Raw genomic sequence first — 15,145 nt, 5'->3', positions numbered from 1 at the left:
ACACGGGGTGGGAATACAGGGATGCGTGCATGGATCATGCCATGGGTAGGATGCGGGTTGCTGCTGGCCCCATTATCCGCCATGGCGGGACAGGTGATCCATCACGTGCCCCCCGCAACCGTGGGCTGCGCACAGCCAGGCGCATTGCAACGGATGGCGGGCCTGTCGGCTACAGCCACGTCTGAGCGCACACTGACCCAGTTGCATTGCAGGCGCGTGGACGGGACAGGAAACTGGCAGGTGGTAGGCCATCATGGGGATGTGGTGCTGTTGCGTCACCTGCCCATCCACAAAGGGGAGGGCGCGCTGTATTTCCCTGCCGCCATCCTGCAACCCATGTCAGGCTGGGAGGGGCCGCGATCATTCGGCCTGCCGCGTCTTGTCATGGCGGGGATCGGGGCGGTGATGCTGTGGCCACTGTTACGGTATGGCTGGCGGTTTTTACGCAGGTGGCAGGCCTGGCGCGTGTGCAGGCGACTGGTGGCCCGCCATGCCGATGCCCTGCGTATCCGGCGCAGGCAACTGGTGCAACTGAACAGCTATGGCGTGGAACGTACGACCCGGTGGCGACGGGAACAGGCGGAATTCATCAGGACCATCGTGCAGCCCGCGCTACGGAAGTCCCGTCTGCAATGGGCATGGCCCATCATTGCGGCCCGCGTGCAGGCCCGGATCGAACATGTGGCCAGCCAGAAGCCGTCAGGCGGCGGGGCAGGGCAGGCCAGCAGTGGTTACGCGCCGGACATGGACCCTATTGCTTATGAACGGTATTGCGCCGAACGCCTGTGTAAATGTGGATGGGATGCACAGGCCACGCCACCCGGAGGGGACCAGGGCGCGGATGTCATTGCCATACGCGGCAGAACACGACTGGTCGTGCAGTGCAAATTGTACCGTAATGCGGTGGGGAACGAAGCCGTGCAGCAGATTTCAGCGGCCCGGCTGCATTATCATGCCGATATCGCGGCTGTGGTCTCCAACGCGGATTACACGAATTCGGCCCGGCAGTTGGCACGGTCCAATAACGTGTTTCTGCTACATCATGATGAACTGCCTGCTTTTGCGACCCGTCTGGCGCGGGCGCGGAAAAAGGCATGATCCTTCATTATGTCATAACATGACAAAACATGTCTGATGGAATGCGCGCCGGGCTACCCGGCGCGACATATTCAATCGCGCGATGCCGCGGGAACAGGAGCGGAAGGACGATTGCGCGTACTCAACCGGACCGTGATCAGCAGATGGGCGATCATGCGTGCAGAGTTGCTCATGTATCATACCTCCTATCCTTCCTATACATGAATCGTTTCATGAAAGCGAAGGTTTCCTGCAGGGCTGAAACAAATTTTCCGTGCCGTTGCGTTTTATGTCCGCTGCCCCCATCTTTAAGGTCAGAAACGGACGGGATGAGGGAAAGGTTTGAGACGACATCGTGTAATGCTGGATGGTCGTGAACTGTATGCGGGGGCGCAATGGACGCATGTCCAGCGATTCGCTGATGCACTGCGTGCCCGTGGGCATGATGCCGTGGCGATTCGCGATGAAACGCCGCTTCCTCCCCGCGCACCGCGTCCCCGGCTGACGGGACTGCCCCCACGGGGTGCCGCGGCCCGTCGGCGCGTATAGGGCATGGCATACGTCTATCTGCTGGTTGCGATTGTGGCGGAAGTCACCGCCACATTCTGCCTTACGTTATCCAATGGCTTTACGCGTCTGGGGCCATCATGCGTGACCGTGGTCGGGTATGGCGTGGCGTTCTATTCGCTGTCCCTGGCGTTGCGCGCCATTCCCACCGGTGTGGCCTATGCCATCTGGTCGGGTATTGGCACCGTGCTCATCACACTGGTCTGTCGCGTGGTGCTGGGACAGAAGCTGGATCTGGCAGCGGTCGCTGGCATGACGCTTATCATATGTGGCGTACTGGTCATGAACCTGCTGTCCAGCGCAGGCCAGCACGGATAAAAATGGCCGGTCCCGTAAACAGGACCGGCCACATACATCAATGTCGGCCCGGACCGCCGCCGTGACCGCCACCACCACCGTGGCCGCCGCCACCGCCGGGTCCACCGGGACCGCGACCACCGCCGCCGGGGGCACCACCGCCCGGACCGCCATGGCCGCCGCCACCGTGGAAACCGCCACCCGGCCCACCGCCATGAAAATCACCGCCGGGCCTGCCCCCACGGAAGCCTCCACCTGGGCCACCACGACCGCCGCCACCGCGGCCCCATCCGCCGCCGCGCCCCATATATTCGGGCACGCCGCCGTAATAATCGCCATATCCGCTATAATACCCCCCCGAGGGGCCGTAACCGTACCCGCCGTAATAGCCGCCATATCCGGGGCCATCCACGCAGGCGACAAGCGGACTGGCCAATACCAGCGCCGACAGTGATCGGGTCAGTCGTTTCATGGGAAAGAAATCCTTTTTCCATATACAGCTTCACGTCCTGATCCTGTCAGGTTTCCAACTGTATAAAGAAAAAAGGTATAAAGACGACCATTGATGGCCGTCATCCCGCAGGTGATGGACGGGGCGATAGCGCACACCATCCATTACCTGCGGGTTTCAGGGATTGGTTCAGGCCGTCTTCAGGTTATCGGCCTTGGCCAGTTCCTTGACGCGGCGCAGCAGGGAAACGCCATAATCCTCGGCTTCCATGGCGGAAGAAAAACCGCTCAGCGTGCCGGTCAGACCACCGATATTAACTTCCAGGCTGTATTTGCCCTGTGCATCGGGACCACTGGTTGCCACTTTGCTCATGATAGCATCCTAATTCTTGTTCTGTAGGGGACACGCAGTGTGTCCGTTCCCATTTACATGGGGTGGGGCCGCGCGGTGATCCATGCCTGCCGCCGCATGGCAGCCTGTCATGCGGTTATCTTGACAAGGGGACAGTCGATACCGTGTGCATGCCGTTCCGCCCGATCAGGTCGGATGTACCGTACCCCGACCCGTATCGCCCTGTTATTTCTGGTGCGCGAGTTCGGCTTCCAGCTTTCTGGCGCGTTCTTCAAGTGCCCGTGCGTGTTCGGGCCGGTCTTTCAGTGCAATGGCGTAGTCACGACGCACCTGTTCGAGTTCGCGCTGCAGGTCTGTGGCGGAAGGAAGGTGATGTTCAGATGACATAAGGTATTCCTGTGTTCTTGTATTGGCTTGCCCCTTCATGTCGGAACACCTTTCCCCTGTCGCAACCTGCCCTTTGTGCGGATGTGGTATGACATGGCCGGACAACGGTTTGTGATACCCGCCATCGCTGGCATGATTGGAGGGGATGGGTGGGACATGGGCCACGGCGGACCGATCCCCCGGGAGACTGGACCACCGTAATCGGGAAAGGGAGAACAGGACGTGGATTTCAAGGCAGGCGATATCGTGGTGGTCAGGGACGATGCGGCAGTCAAACCGGAACTGCGCGGCATGAAAGGCGCCGTTGTCGAAATTATTGAAAATGGCCAGATCCGCGTGCGCAGTGACCGCACGGGCAATGACGAATGGTTTTCCGCAGCTGACCTGCGCCATGAATGACCCGGGAAGTGCTCAGTCCCCATCCCACAGGTGCAGGAAAGCGTAAGGATAGGCCACGCATGTCCGGACAAGGTGCCGCATCCGGGCGGACCATTCACGTGGCGGGATGGAGGGGGGGCGGATTGCCTGCATGACCTTTGCTCCTTGCCGGTGCCGGGGTGCTGCTGTCGCGGAGCACGCGCCCGAAGGGTCCATGAATCCAGCAACGTCAGGAAGGCATGAAAGATGCGCCGGCGCGGATCACATCTGCATGAAATGGTTCCTGATGCGCGGCAGGCGCATTGCGGCTGCGCATGCCGTGTTTGGACGATTGTCCGTTCAGGGTGTTAGAAGGAAAGGTGCCGGGCCTGCCGGTGACCGGATCGACAGACAGCGAAGAGATTGATGAATCGCGGCAAAATTGTAAAATGGGTTACCATTGTGTCCCTGCTCCTGATGATTGGTAGCGTGGGCGTTCTGGTGCGCGGAATGACGGCCGAGGGGATTGGCCCGATATCATGGATGGTGGCTGAAGGGCTGGCCGGCCTTGGTCTGCTGGGGCTTGGGGTCATCAACCTCAGCGGCGGGCGCGACTGATACCGCCACACCCGCGCCGGATCGTGTGGACTAGTTGCCCATGCCCGGTCCGCCCGTTCCCCCGGGGCCATCGCTGGGCGCATCCTGTCCCGGTGATCCGGTCATGCCCCCAACGCCGCCGCTTTCGCTTGGATCACTGGGCGAACGATCGGCCTGACATGCTGTCAGCCCCGCGAGCAGAAGCAGAACGGCAATCTTTTTCATCTGGGTCTTATGTCCTTCAATCACGCTATGGTGAGGTATGTAAGGATCTTCCCCCCGGAATCAACGGTATTTCCCATCTCCCTTAATGGCGCCGGCGTGGTACGGGTTGCACGCCCATGCGGTAAAGGGTGATTTCATCATATGTTTGCCCCGGTCTCAGTTCGATACTGGGAAAATCGGGATTGTTGGGACTGTCAGGGTAATGCTGGGTTTCCAGCGCCACGGCGTCCGTCTGGCGATAGGCCCGGCCCGCTGGCCCGGCGTAACGCCCGTCAAGCGAATTGGATGTATAGACCTGCAGCCCCGGCTGCGTGGTCAGTACATCCAGCACCCGTCCCGATGCCGGATCCCACAGATGGGCGGCAGGCACAGGGGTGTGCGATAGCTGGCCATTGACGATCCAGTTCTGGTCATAACCATGCGGATACATCATCTGCGGGTCCGTATCGCGTAGCCGGTCGCCGATACGGTGGGGTGTGCGGAAATCCAGTGGCGTGCCCGCAACGGGCGCGACCGTCCCCAGCGGCAGGGATTTCGCATTGATCGGCGTGAAGGTATCGGCATTGACCTGCAGGACTTCATTTTCGATTGACCCACTGCCTTCCCCATTCAGATTGAAGTAGCTGTGGTTGGTCAGGTTGATCACCGTGGGCCGGTCCGTTGTTGCGGTATAGTGCAGCGACAGTTCATTGCTGTCGTTCAGGCTGAAGGTGACATGCGTGATCAGCGTGCCAGGGAAGCCTTCATCCCCGTCCGGGCTGACCAGTTTCAGGGTTACGCTGGCGCCACTGGCGGTGACATTGGTGTTTTCCACCGTCCATACATGCTTGTCGAATCCCCTGTGGCCACCATGCAGGGCATTGGTCCCCTCGGTTCGGGGGATGTGGTAGGTATGCCCGTCCAGCACGAAGGCACCATTGGCGATGCGGTTGGCCACGCGCCCGACCGTCGCCCCGAAAAACAGGCCACCACGGGCGCTGTCACGCGTGTATCCTTCCAGCGTCGGGAACCCCAGCACGATATCCGCCACGTGGCCGCTGTCATCCGGTGCATCAATGGCGGTGATGGTCGCGCCATAGGTCATGACCTGCACGCGTATGCCGTGGCTGTTGGACAGGGTGAAACGGTCGACCATCCGGCCGTCCGGGGTGGTGCCAAACGGTGCGCGGCCCAGTGTCACCGGATCGGTGGTGTCCGCATGCGCCACCGTGACAACCGCCATCGCCAGCAGCAGCCCGGCTACGGGAAAACGGCGGCTCCCGTGCCAAAAAAAAGTGTGCATGGAGCATTCCTGTCATTATGGGGTCGATATGAAACCCTGTTATCTGCTGTTTATCTTGCCGCTATGGGGCCGATCCTGCAAAACAGGGCAATGAATCCGGGTCTGGTGTGTACGCGCGCGTTTCGTGCGCCTGAAAGGGAGAAGATGCGATACAGGGTTGTGGTGGCGCTGATGGCCGCGGGTATTGCCTGTGGTGGGATGGTAAACGGCGCACGGGCGGCACAGGTACAGGACCTGCCCGCATCCCCGGCCCCGCATGCCGAGACGGAACTGCAGAAGCTGCCGCCGTACCAGAACAAGGTGAATGAATATATCGACCTTGCATCCGTTCAGGTACATGGCACGCATTCATCCGCCACCTTCATCCAGGATTTTGACGAGGATATGATCCGTCACGGGCTGCCCTTTGCCTCGGTCCGGTTTTCCGTCATGTACAACTGTGCGGCGGATACGTACCGCACGCTGTCCTATGCCACATGGTCGGGTCACATGGGCACGGGCCACCGGATTGCTGACGGCCCGGTGCCACGTGGGGAGATGACGGTTGACCCGTCGCTCCGTGATGGCAGGCGTATCGCATGCGCCCATGTGGGCCACACTCATGCCGGGGGGCAATAATCCCCCTTTTGGGGATAAACCAGTAAGTTATGTGGATAACAGCGTGGATGGGCCAGCGCGTCGCACGCTGCATGGCTGGGGGAACTGCTAAAAATGGACGATAAGGTTTCTGTGGATAGTCATGTCGTTGATGCCGTGGCGGCATGTCTGCCCACCGTCACGGGCCGTGATGCGGTGACCATGCCGGCACAGGATCGGGCGCGTGTTTTCCTGCTGCAGCTGGAACAGCGGGGGCTGACGGTCGCACCGCGCGAAAGGACGGATGGCGCATCGGCCCTGCACCAGATTTCGGACGGCCTGATCGACCTGTTTTCCAGTGAGGACCGCAAGCTGAAATACAGCGCCCTGCTGGTGCTGTTCCTTGTGCTGGTGGTGCTCTACATCCAGCCGCTGGTCATCCTGTTCGGGCTGCTGCTCAGCGGTGTGGCCTTTTTCATATTCGCACTGACACGCCGTAACCCCACCGACTGATTACTTCAGGGGCGGGCGGCAGGTGCCGCAGGTGTATCGCCCGGTTGCGCCGGGTTCTTGGCGGGCATGATGTCGTCGCTGCCGCTGGAGCCGGAAACAAGCTGCCACTGCCGTCGGTCATCCTGATAGCGCGACAGGCACATAAGCAGCGCCTGGTATTTTTCCAGCCGCCCCGGATCGCTGACCAGTGACAGGCAGGCGGCGCGCAGGTCACTGTCGTATCCGGTCCAGTGCGCGGTCAGGGTTGCCTGGCTTTTCTGTTCGGCGCCAATGCATTCCCCATCCGTATCCTGCATTTCGATATGGGCGCGGTCGCAGTTGGCCGCGATATCATATTGTGGCAGCACCAGCCTGCGGCCGTGCTGGGTATCGTAAGGATGATGGGCCAGTTTTTCGATATCCACCACCGGGGCCGCCGCATGGGCGGCGGGAGCCGGTTGCAGCGGCGACGGCAGGCTTTCCCCATGCTGGGTGGCATACTGTGCCAGGTCATCAAGGGCTGCCATCGCTCCCTTTACCGAAAACTGTACCGGTTCGTGCTCGAACGGGATCAGTGCGCCCGTGGCAGCTCCCTTCAGGGCGACGACCAGATCGGGCACGGTGTCGGGTTTCAGGTCGCCCCCGGCAGTATCCCATTTCTGGGCATTGCCGAAGACCTGCAGCGCAATGGTGAATTTGCCGATCATCACCATGGCCGTCTCCACTCCTTTCGGGTTGTGGTAACGGCCGTGACGCTGATGGACGGCAATGCCCACCGTACCGCTGGCTGCACGGTAGAACATGATATCCAGCGTGCCCTGATGGGACATGATCATGGGCTGGCCCGCCGGTCCGTTATTGGCGAATATCCAGTCCGGGTCAGCGGCGTGCGCATATGATGTGGCGCAGAGGGTCCCGATTGCCAGGATGGCAGCAGGTAGCAGGCGCATCCCGGCTATTTCCTTCCAGTATCCAAAAAAAAGTCATCAACGGTCGCCATGATAACGGCGCGATACCAACTGGCCAATGCCGACCGCACAGGTCGCCCCTGTGGCGCGTAAAAAATGAAAATCTTCTTTAGTATTATTTTTGCCGCCGGCATGGCACGCATCGCGGTGAAGGACGGACATATTTTGTCGCAGACCGGTCACGATCATGCATCATGGTGTCCATGTTCCCCGTCATGGAAACAGGCATGTGGAAATATCCTTCCATGGCCTGAATTATGACAATATATGTCTAAATCACGTCACAGTGATGCTGGAATTATCCATTACCCCGATTCGTCGGTCCTTGTTGCAATGGGATTGTCGCAAAGTGAGCAGGAAACAGAACTTTCTTCTGGGCTGTATGGCACTGATCTCCCTGCCGGGGATTGCGCTGGCGCAGTCGTACGATGAACGGCCCCGTGCCGTGCCCGTGGCCATGCAGCCCGAAGATGAAAACAGCAGCCCCAGCCCATCGCGGATGCTGGTGGATGAACGTGCCGGTGGCTGGGTCGCCATTCATCATACGCCCGATGCGGGCGTGCATACCGACCTGTGCATTGCCGGGTCGGAAAGCGAGATCCTGATGTTCCGCGCCGATGCCGATTCGCTACAGGTGCGCAGCGCGGATGACCACTGGACGCTGGCCAACGGTGAAAAGGGCGACATGACGGTCACCGTAGGTGCCTATACCCGTGTGTTTCACATGCAGGCCAATGACGCCACGACCCTGGCTGCCGACATCCGCGCCGATGACCTGACCCATCTGCTGGACGCCATGGCGACATCGCATATGGCGGTGGTGAAATTTGGTAGCCGCACGACGCTGAGCGTCAACCTGGCGGGCAGCATTCCCGTTCTGGACCGTTTTCGTGGCTGTGCCGAAACCCAGCATTTCGCCAATCTGGGCCAGGGTGCGGGACAGAAGGCTTCCCCGTTTTAGGGGCGTGAATGCGTGTGGCTATCCGGGTAAGGACGGCTTGTACCAGAGCTGATGTACATGAAGCCGGTCAGGTCCGTACGGGTGCAGGGGGGCATGCCGCCTGCACGCGGTACCTGTGCCAGTGATCGGATGGCGCGTGGCTGTAATAGAACCCGCGCTTGAGTATGTTTTCCACCAGCCGCAGGCCGGGATTGGCCGCAAAATACAGCGTGCGTTCCAGTCCTGTCGTGGTGGGAGCGCTGGCAAAGCGGGCATTGCCTATATAGGACGGGAATTTCCCGTTCTCCCGCGCCAGTCCGGGCCAGACGCTCAGGGCGCCAAGCCCGGTTTTCCATGGCTGGCCCATCAATGTGTCGATTGGCGTGGCCGTGTAGTGCAGGCAACGCAGGATCCTGCGCGCGCCAGACGGGGTAATCAGGTAGGCATGGGCACCCCCGGGTGACGTGGACATACGGGTCAGCCAGTAATCACGCCCCAGCGGCACAAGTTTGCGCTGCAGGCGGGTGGCATGTTTTCCGTCGCCAAAAAAACGCACGAATTCCCATTCATCCTGTCGCGTCATCAGGGCGTGCACGACATAGGGCCAGTCGGGGGAAAGCAGGACGTCATCTTCCAGCACGATCCATGGCCTGTCCATGGTTGCGATCCGCTGCAGGGCCTGCCTGTGCGACAGCATGCAGGCTATTTCTCCCGGGTACAGATCCTTGCCCATGAAAATCCGGCGTCTGCGCCTGTTATAGATTTCGTAATCATGATCGGTCAGGTCATGGGCATCAACCGCGTCCAGAAAATCGAAATCAAGACCGAATGCGGTAAGTTGCCGTGTCAGTGTATTCCGACGTTCTATAGCGCATGACAGGCTGATTACAAGAATTTCCGGGAAATTACGTTTCATATATTTTGGTTGTGGTTTCATTTTATTTTTTATTCATTTTTTATTTCATGAAATATTATTGTGTAAACCACATGCAGGAACAGATCGGGGCATACGTTAACGACCTCATCATTATAAGGATAGGGATATATCGTCGATTTATCCGCAGACCCGCATGCATCATTCCCATTGCGGGCAGGACAGTGACGGACGTGATGCCTGCCGCCACGCAACGCAGGGCTGGTGACGGGCAGGCGGGCGCCTGCGTACGGTTGGGGAAACCAGCCGGTTGTGCGTGCATGGCAGCCCGCACGCTGTGCCGTGGTGACAATGACGGTGTGTATGGCAAACACTCTTCCCTTCCGGATTGTCAGCGCAGGCTGACCCACATGAAAAGGAAGACAGGACGTGATGAGGCGACGTTTTCATCTTGGCGTACTGGCGGGCGGGCTGGCCATTATCGCGGCAGTAACGGCCCCCGGCCCGGCCGCGGCACGGGATGCGAAGGCACGCCATGAAGCAGCCCCGGCACCGGTGGCCACACTGGACGTGGCGGCGTTCCAGACGCAGGCGGCCCAGTATGTGGGCAAGCTGGTGCAGGTCGAGGGGTGTTACATTACCTCCGCCAATTCAGGCGGGGCGGATTGCGCGGCCTTCCGCATTGCCGACCTGCCGGGGCAGGTGGACTGGAACGGGGCGGTGCCGCTTGATGGCCCGACGATGGAGGAATCCTCCTTTCGCAAGGCCCAGCAGATCTGTGGCGATACCGGCAGGAATGTACAGTGTCAGGCCGAGGTCAGCGGTGTGGTATACGACCCGTTCGGGGATATGGGAGTACAGGGACAGCGCAATTTCGAACTGCGCAACGCCCGTATCCACTGGCTGGCGGAACCCGTGCCGCACAGGGTCGAACGGCACCGCACGGGCAACGAACGTTCGGCTTCCCGCTAGGGGCGTCCGGACCCCGCCCCTGAACCTGCGTTCCGGGGCGGACGTGGCTTAATGGCCAAGCAGGTGCGACAGCACGGTCACCACCCCACCGCACAGGACGCTGCCCATGACGACCATGGGCACGATCCACATCTCGCGCATGATGCCTTTCGCATGGTCCATGGCACGACGCGTATGAACGCTGCGTGTGGAGGGCAGTGGCGTATTGATCATGGTTGTCATGGCATGCGTCCCGGGGCGCTCTGGCCCCAAAAAAGCGACTGCGGTTCGTGACCGGTGGCGCGTAATGCAGACAGGATTGAAACCTGTCAAGCATGAAAATTCCCCCTATTTGCAAGGGGCATGACAATCACCTGAAAAATACCGGTTTCCCGCCACTTTTTCTGTTGGGCATGCTTTTCATGCGTGGCGGCGTTGCGGGCCGTGTCGGGATGCCCGATAAGATCCGTTTGGCCATCTGAGACAGGCCGCCCTTACGTCCGGGATTCCCTGCATGACTCCGCTTGCGCTGATTCTGATCGGCATTGGTTCCATTGCCGTCCTGCTGTTGCTGATCCTGCGGCTGAGGCTGCATCCTTTTGTGGCCCTGCTGATTGTCGCGGTGGGGGTGGCGTTGCTGACCGGCATGCCGGTGGCAAAGCTGGCTGATGCGGTTCAGGGCAGCATGGGTCGCACCATGGGCCATATTGCCATTATCGTGGCCCTCGGGGCCATGATCGGGCGGATGATTGACCTTTCGGGCGGGGCCGCTGTCGTGGCGCAGGGACTGGTGCGCCGGGTGGGGGCCGCCCATGTGCCCCTGGCGCTGGTCATTTCCGCCTTCGGGGTCGGAATTCCGGTGTTTTTCGAAGTCGGCGTCATCATGCTCATGCCGCTGGTCTATGGCATGGCGCGGCAGACGGGGCGGCCACCTGCGGTCTTTGGCATTCCCATGGCGGTGACCATGCTGACGGTGCATGCGCTGCTGCCGCCTCATCCCGGTGCCGTGGCGGTGGCGGCGGCACTCGGTGTGGGGGCGGGGCACATGCTGCTGCTTGGCCTGCCGCTGGCGGCGGTAGTGACCGTGCTGACCTATGTGCTGACGCGCCCGATCATGACGCAGGCCTTCGGCTGTGCGCCCGATATCCGCGCCGTGGTGGATGAAGCACGCGATGCGGCCCAGGGCCATGGTGCGGCGGATGAACCTGCCCGCCTGTTCATGCAGGCAGGCCAGCACCGGCCGGTCGGCATGGGGGAAATCGTCGCGGTCATTGCCGTGCCGGTCATGCTGATGGTGACGGGTACGCTGGCGGGGGAACTCATGCAGCAGGGTTGCCTGCGCTCGGTTCTGGTTTTTGCGGGCATTCCTTTTGTCGCCCTTGGGCTGGATGTCATGCTGTGCGCGTGGCTGCTGGGGCTGCGGCGCGGGCTGGCGCTGGCGACCGTGTCCGACGTGGTGGCCGCTGCCCTGCCGGGAACGGCCATCATCATCCTGATTACCGGCGCGGGTGGCGCGTTCGCGCAGGTGCTGGTGGGTAGCGGCGTGGGTGATGCGCTGGGTGGCCTGCTGGCGGCAAGTGGCCTGCCGCTGCTGGTGCTGGCCTTTGTCCTGACCATGATCCTGCGCGTGGCGCAGGGGCCGACGACGGTGGCGCTGATGACCACGGCGGGTATCCTTGGTCCCATGATCGGGCGGCTGCATCTGGACCAGACGCATCTGGCCCTTGTGGCGCTGGCCATGGGGGCAGGCGGCATGGCGCTGTCGCATGTCAATGATGCGGGGTTCTGGATCGTGACCCGCATGTGCGGCGTAAGTGTGCGCGAAGGACTGCGGAGCTGGAGCATCATGACACTGATCGCGGCCCTGCTGGTTTTTGCGGGTGTCGCCGCGATGTGGGCAGTAATGCCAGTCTGAAAGGTGCCGCCTTTTTTCAAAAAGGTGGTGTTCTTCGAAGCTTTTTGAAAAAAGGTTCACCAAGGACTTCTTATGGTTTTCAGCCCGTCAGTGGCAGCAGGAACGGTGCGGTGCGGCTGTGGGATGCGCGGGCGACATCATGGGGTGTGCCTGCGGCGACGATCTTGCCGCCCGCATTCCCCGCGCCCGGTCCCATGTCGATCACCCAGTCCCCGCGTGCGGCGACCCGCATGTCATGTTCAGCCACCACCACGGTATGGCCACCATCGACCAGCGATTGCAGATGGGTCTGCAGCCGGTCCACATCCGCCGGATGCAGGCCGGTGGTCGGTTCATCCAGGATATATAGCGTGTGGCCCCGGCGCTGCTTCTGCAGTTCGGTCGCAAGCTTGATGCGCTGCGCCTCCCCCCCCGAAAGCTCGGTTGCGGGCTGTCCCAGCCGCAGGTAGCCCAGACCGCCCTGCTGCAAGGTGCCCAGCGCGTTGGCCAGTGAAGGCGTGCCGGCAAAGAACGTGGCCGCGTCATCCACTGTCATGTTCAGGACATCGGCAATGGATTTCCCGCATATCGTGACTTCCAGCACATCTGCCTGATAGCGCGTGCCGTGACAGGTGGGGCAGGGAGAATAGACACTGGGCAGGAACAGCAGTTCCACCATGACCGATCCAGCGCCCTCGCAGGTGGGGCAGCGGCCCTTGGGCAGGTTGAAGGAAAAACGGCCCGCGTCGTAACTGCGGGATTTGGCCAGATCGGTTGCGGCATACATCTGCCGTATCGTGTCAAACAGGCCGGTATAGGTCGCAAGGTTGGAACGCGGTGTGCGGCCGATCGGCTTCTGGTCAATCATGACCAGCCGTTTGATCTGGCTGGCTCCGGCGGTGACGTGCCCCTGCGGTGTACCGATGGGCATATCCTCGATATTTTCGCCGTCCATATCCTGCGCCAGTTTCTGTCCCAGCGCATGGGCGACAATGGCGGGCATGGCCTGACTGACCAGACTGGATTTGCCTGACCCGGACAGGCCGGTAACGGTCACGAACGTGCCCAGCGGGATATCAACACTCAGGCTATGGAGGTTGTTCCACGTAATCCCACCCAGTTTCAGCCACCCCTTCGGTGCACGCGGTATGCCTGCGATGGGCGCGTCACTGGCGAACAGGTAGGGCGCGGTGCGCGAGCGCGGCACGTCACGCAGGCCATCGGGCGGACCGCTGTACAGCACCTCGCCCCCACGCGTGCCCGCATCGGGACCGACATCGACAATCCAGTCCGCGCGGCGGATCAGGTAGAGGTTATGTTCAACGATAAACAGCGAGTTGCCCGCTGCCTTCAGCCCTTCCAGCGCATCCAGCAGGTTATGGGCATCCGCCGGGTGCAATCCGCTGGAAGGTTCGTCGAGCACATACACCACGCCAAACAGGTTGGACCGGATCTGTGTCCCCAGCCGCAGCCGCTGGTATTCCCCCGGTGACAGGGTGGTGACCGACCGGTCGGCCTGCAGGTACCCCAGCCCCAGATGTTCCAGCACGCCGATGCGGCCAATCAGGTCGGCAGCCATGCGGCGGGCGGCGATGGCGGTGGCGTCGCCTGCCTGCGGCGTATCATCCAGCACCTGTGTGCCTTCGGCCAGCGGAGCAAGGGTACGCGCAATGCTAGACAGGGTCTGCTGTGTCATCTGCGCAATGTTCAATCCGGCCAGCGTGACGCGCAGAGCATCGGGGTTAAGGCGCTGCCCATGACAGGTGGGACATGGGGTGGCGGTCAGGAAGCGTTCGGCCCGCCGGCGCATGTTCGCACTCTGTGATGTGGCGAAGGTATGCAGCACGTACCGTCGCGCGCCGGTGAACGTGCCGTTATAGGATGGTGGCACATGGTCGCGGATCGCACGCTGCACGCCCGCGTGGTCCAGGCCGGGATAGACGGGAAAAGTCGGCGTTTCCTCGGTATAGAGGATCCAGTCGCGCGTTTTCTGTGGCAGGTCGCGCCAGGGGCAGTCCACGTCCACGCCCTTGGTAATCAGGATGTCACGCAGGTTCTGCCCCTGCCATGCGGTGGGCCACGCGGCCACGGCGCGCTGGCGGATGGACAGGCTGTCATCGGGCACCAGCAGGGCGTTTGTGGTGTCCATGATCCGGCCCTGCCCGTGGCATTGCGGGCACGCGCCCATGGGGGTGTTGACGGAAAAGGATTCCGCTTCCAGCCGCTTCATGCCAGCGGGATAATGTCCTGCGCGGGAATACAGCATGCGCAGCAGGTTCGACAGCGTGGTGATGCTGCCGACCGAAGATCGCCCGGTGCCAGTGCCGCGCTGCTGCTGCAGGGCGATGGCTGGTGGCAGGCCCTCGATCGCGGTCACGTCAGGCACCGGCATCTGTCGGAACAGCCGTCGTGCGTAGGGGGAGACGGATTCCAGATACCGTCGCTGCGCTTCTGCATACAGCGTCCCAAAGGCGAGGGATGATTTACCCGATCCCGAAACTCCGGTGAACACCACCAGCCGGTCGCGCGGCATGTCCACGTTCACATCTTTCAGGTTGTGTTCGCGCGCCCCCCGGACATGCACGAAATCCGCGCGGTTGTGTGGATCGGGGGCGGGACTTGAAATGGGGCGCTGCGACATGGAAGGGCCTTCGTGCAATGTACCGGTTGCGGCGGTGCGTCTGTGCCCCCTCGTTATAACGCGTCTGTCAGATTTTGTCTGGCGCAGCTTAATACTATTATCGCACGTTATATAATTACATATGATCCGATAACAGACCACCCGCTTGACCGATGGAACAGGGCAGCGCATCAGAAAGATTGGATAATGACAGATATAGACGATCAGGCAGGCGGAAG

The 15,145-nt window shown here is 61.2% G+C and carries 20 protein-coding genes; 10 read left to right on the top strand and 10 right to left on the bottom strand.

Annotation, left to right across the window (positions count from 1 at the left end; translation table 11 throughout):
- Nucleotides 1-21 precede the first annotated feature (21 nt).
- The 3 genes from ACE2AA_RS10540 to ACE2AA_RS10530 all read left to right on the top strand — a co-directional run bounded on the left by ACE2AA_RS10540 (nucleotide 22) and on the right by ACE2AA_RS10530 (nucleotide 1,962).
- Nucleotides 22-1,098, top strand: a complete 1,077-nt coding sequence (locus tag ACE2AA_RS10540) for a restriction endonuclease (RefSeq protein WP_395369708.1) — start codon at nucleotides 22-24, stop codon at nucleotides 1,096-1,098.
- A 339-nt stretch (nucleotides 1,099-1,437) separates the two neighbouring features.
- Nucleotides 1,438-1,626: a hypothetical protein gene (locus ACE2AA_RS10535; protein WP_141261333.1), complete on the top strand. Its 189-nt coding sequence runs from the start codon at nucleotides 1,438-1,440 to the stop codon at nucleotides 1,624-1,626.
- A gap of 3 nt (nucleotides 1,627-1,629) precedes the next feature.
- Nucleotides 1,630-1,962, top strand: a complete 333-nt coding sequence (locus ACE2AA_RS10530) for a multidrug efflux SMR transporter (RefSeq protein ID WP_141261318.1) — start codon at nucleotides 1,630-1,632, stop codon at nucleotides 1,960-1,962.
- A gap of 37 nt (nucleotides 1,963-1,999) precedes the next feature.
- Here the strand turns inward: ACE2AA_RS10530 and ACE2AA_RS10525 are convergent, their stop codons facing one another.
- The 3 genes from ACE2AA_RS10525 to ACE2AA_RS10515 all read right to left on the bottom strand — a co-directional run bounded on the left by ACE2AA_RS10525 (nucleotide 2,000) and on the right by ACE2AA_RS10515 (nucleotide 3,130).
- Nucleotides 2,000-2,413 carry a hypothetical protein gene (locus tag ACE2AA_RS10525; RefSeq protein ID WP_395369707.1) on the bottom strand — a complete coding sequence of 138 codons (414 nt, stop codon included), beginning with the start codon at nucleotides 2,411-2,413 and terminating at the stop codon, nucleotides 2,000-2,002.
- 168 nt (nucleotides 2,414-2,581) lie between these two features.
- Nucleotides 2,582-2,764 carry a hypothetical protein gene (locus tag ACE2AA_RS10520; RefSeq protein WP_025437346.1) on the bottom strand — a complete coding sequence of 61 codons (183 nt, stop codon included), beginning with the start codon at nucleotides 2,762-2,764 and terminating at the stop codon, nucleotides 2,582-2,584.
- Nucleotides 2,765-2,968: 204 nt separating this feature from the next.
- Nucleotides 2,969-3,130, bottom strand: coding sequence for a hypothetical protein (locus ACE2AA_RS10515; RefSeq protein ID WP_162851941.1), 162 nt, complete (start codon nucleotides 3,128-3,130; stop codon nucleotides 2,969-2,971).
- A gap of 222 nt (nucleotides 3,131-3,352) precedes the next feature.
- Between ACE2AA_RS10515 and ACE2AA_RS10510 the strand changes: the two genes are divergently transcribed.
- Together ACE2AA_RS10510 and ACE2AA_RS10505 are read left to right on the top strand one after the other, a co-directional pair.
- Nucleotides 3,353-3,529, top strand: coding sequence for a hypothetical protein (locus tag ACE2AA_RS10510; RefSeq protein ID WP_162851940.1), 177 nt, complete (start codon nucleotides 3,353-3,355; stop codon nucleotides 3,527-3,529).
- 420 nt (nucleotides 3,530-3,949) lie between these two features.
- Nucleotides 3,950-4,105, top strand: a complete 156-nt coding sequence (locus ACE2AA_RS10505; protein WP_227001026.1) for a hypothetical protein — start codon at nucleotides 3,950-3,952, stop codon at nucleotides 4,103-4,105.
- A 30-nt stretch (nucleotides 4,106-4,135) separates the two neighbouring features.
- Here the strand turns inward: ACE2AA_RS10505 and ACE2AA_RS10500 are convergent, their stop codons facing one another.
- Together ACE2AA_RS10500 and ACE2AA_RS10495 are read right to left on the bottom strand one after the other, a co-directional pair.
- Nucleotides 4,136-4,309 carry a hypothetical protein gene (locus ACE2AA_RS10500; protein ID WP_162851939.1) on the bottom strand — a complete coding sequence of 58 codons (174 nt, stop codon included), beginning with the start codon at nucleotides 4,307-4,309 and terminating at the stop codon, nucleotides 4,136-4,138.
- Nucleotides 4,310-4,391: 82 nt separating this feature from the next.
- Nucleotides 4,392-5,591, bottom strand: a complete 1,200-nt coding sequence (locus ACE2AA_RS10495; protein WP_395369704.1) for an aldose epimerase family protein — start codon at nucleotides 5,589-5,591, stop codon at nucleotides 4,392-4,394.
- A 144-nt stretch (nucleotides 5,592-5,735) separates the two neighbouring features.
- Here ACE2AA_RS10495 and ACE2AA_RS10490 point away from each other — a divergent pair, with 144 nt between their 5' ends.
- Together ACE2AA_RS10490 and ACE2AA_RS10485 are read left to right on the top strand one after the other, a co-directional pair.
- Entirely contained in the window at nucleotides 5,736-6,209 is a 474-nt protein-coding gene (locus tag ACE2AA_RS10490) for a surface-adhesin E family protein (protein ID WP_227001025.1), read from the top strand.
- A gap of 93 nt (nucleotides 6,210-6,302) precedes the next feature.
- On the top strand, nucleotides 6,303-6,680 hold the full coding sequence (locus tag ACE2AA_RS10485) for a hypothetical protein (RefSeq protein ID WP_395369702.1): 378 nt from the start codon (nucleotides 6,303-6,305) through the stop codon (nucleotides 6,678-6,680).
- Between the two features lie 5 nt (nucleotides 6,681-6,685).
- On the opposite strand, the gene ACE2AA_RS10480 is transcribed toward ACE2AA_RS10485, so the two are convergent.
- Together ACE2AA_RS10480 and ACE2AA_RS10475 are read right to left on the bottom strand one after the other, a co-directional pair.
- Nucleotides 6,686-7,609 carry a hypothetical protein gene (locus ACE2AA_RS10480; RefSeq protein ID WP_141301405.1) on the bottom strand — a complete coding sequence of 308 codons (924 nt, stop codon included), beginning with the start codon at nucleotides 7,607-7,609 and terminating at the stop codon, nucleotides 6,686-6,688.
- A gap of 36 nt (nucleotides 7,610-7,645) precedes the next feature.
- Nucleotides 7,646-7,816 (bottom strand): hypothetical protein, encoded by a 171-nt coding sequence (locus ACE2AA_RS10475; RefSeq protein ID WP_154675780.1) that lies wholly within the window; start codon nucleotides 7,814-7,816, stop codon nucleotides 7,646-7,648.
- A gap of 160 nt (nucleotides 7,817-7,976) precedes the next feature.
- Between ACE2AA_RS10475 and ACE2AA_RS10470 the strand changes: the two genes are divergently transcribed.
- Entirely contained in the window at nucleotides 7,977-8,588 is a 612-nt protein-coding gene (locus tag ACE2AA_RS10470; protein WP_227001024.1) for a hypothetical protein, read from the top strand.
- A gap of 67 nt (nucleotides 8,589-8,655) precedes the next feature.
- Here ACE2AA_RS10470 and ACE2AA_RS10465 read toward each other — a convergent pair whose 3' ends face one another.
- Nucleotides 8,656-9,483, bottom strand: a complete 828-nt coding sequence (locus tag ACE2AA_RS10465) for a glycosyltransferase family 25 protein (RefSeq protein WP_162515732.1) — start codon at nucleotides 9,481-9,483, stop codon at nucleotides 8,656-8,658.
- A gap of 390 nt (nucleotides 9,484-9,873) precedes the next feature.
- On the opposite strand from ACE2AA_RS10465, the gene ACE2AA_RS10460 reads away from it, so the two are divergent.
- Nucleotides 9,874-10,413, top strand: coding sequence for a hypothetical protein (locus ACE2AA_RS10460; protein WP_141301401.1), 540 nt, complete (start codon nucleotides 9,874-9,876; stop codon nucleotides 10,411-10,413).
- Nucleotides 10,414-10,461: 48 nt separating this feature from the next.
- Here the strand turns inward: ACE2AA_RS10460 and ACE2AA_RS10455 are convergent, their stop codons facing one another.
- Nucleotides 10,462-10,635, bottom strand: a complete 174-nt coding sequence (locus tag ACE2AA_RS10455) for a hypothetical protein (RefSeq protein WP_162851938.1) — start codon at nucleotides 10,633-10,635, stop codon at nucleotides 10,462-10,464.
- A 271-nt stretch (nucleotides 10,636-10,906) separates the two neighbouring features.
- Between ACE2AA_RS10455 and ACE2AA_RS10450 the strand changes: the two genes are divergently transcribed.
- Nucleotides 10,907-12,307, top strand: coding sequence for a gluconate:H+ symporter (locus ACE2AA_RS10450; RefSeq protein ID WP_141301399.1), 1,401 nt, complete (start codon nucleotides 10,907-10,909; stop codon nucleotides 12,305-12,307).
- A 79-nt stretch (nucleotides 12,308-12,386) separates the two neighbouring features.
- Here the strand turns inward: ACE2AA_RS10450 and ACE2AA_RS10445 are convergent, their stop codons facing one another.
- Nucleotides 12,387-14,927 (bottom strand): excinuclease ABC subunit A, encoded by a 2,541-nt coding sequence (locus ACE2AA_RS10445; protein WP_395369700.1) that lies wholly within the window; start codon nucleotides 14,925-14,927, stop codon nucleotides 12,387-12,389.
- Nucleotides 14,928-15,145: the final 218 nt, after the last annotated feature.

Source organism: Komagataeibacter diospyri (assembly GCF_043995075.1).
Taxonomy (GTDB): domain Bacteria; phylum Pseudomonadota; class Alphaproteobacteria; order Acetobacterales; family Acetobacteraceae; genus Komagataeibacter; species Komagataeibacter diospyri.
The sequence above is the reverse complement of the archived record's forward strand: the minus strand, read 5'-3'. Positions and strand labels throughout refer to the sequence as shown.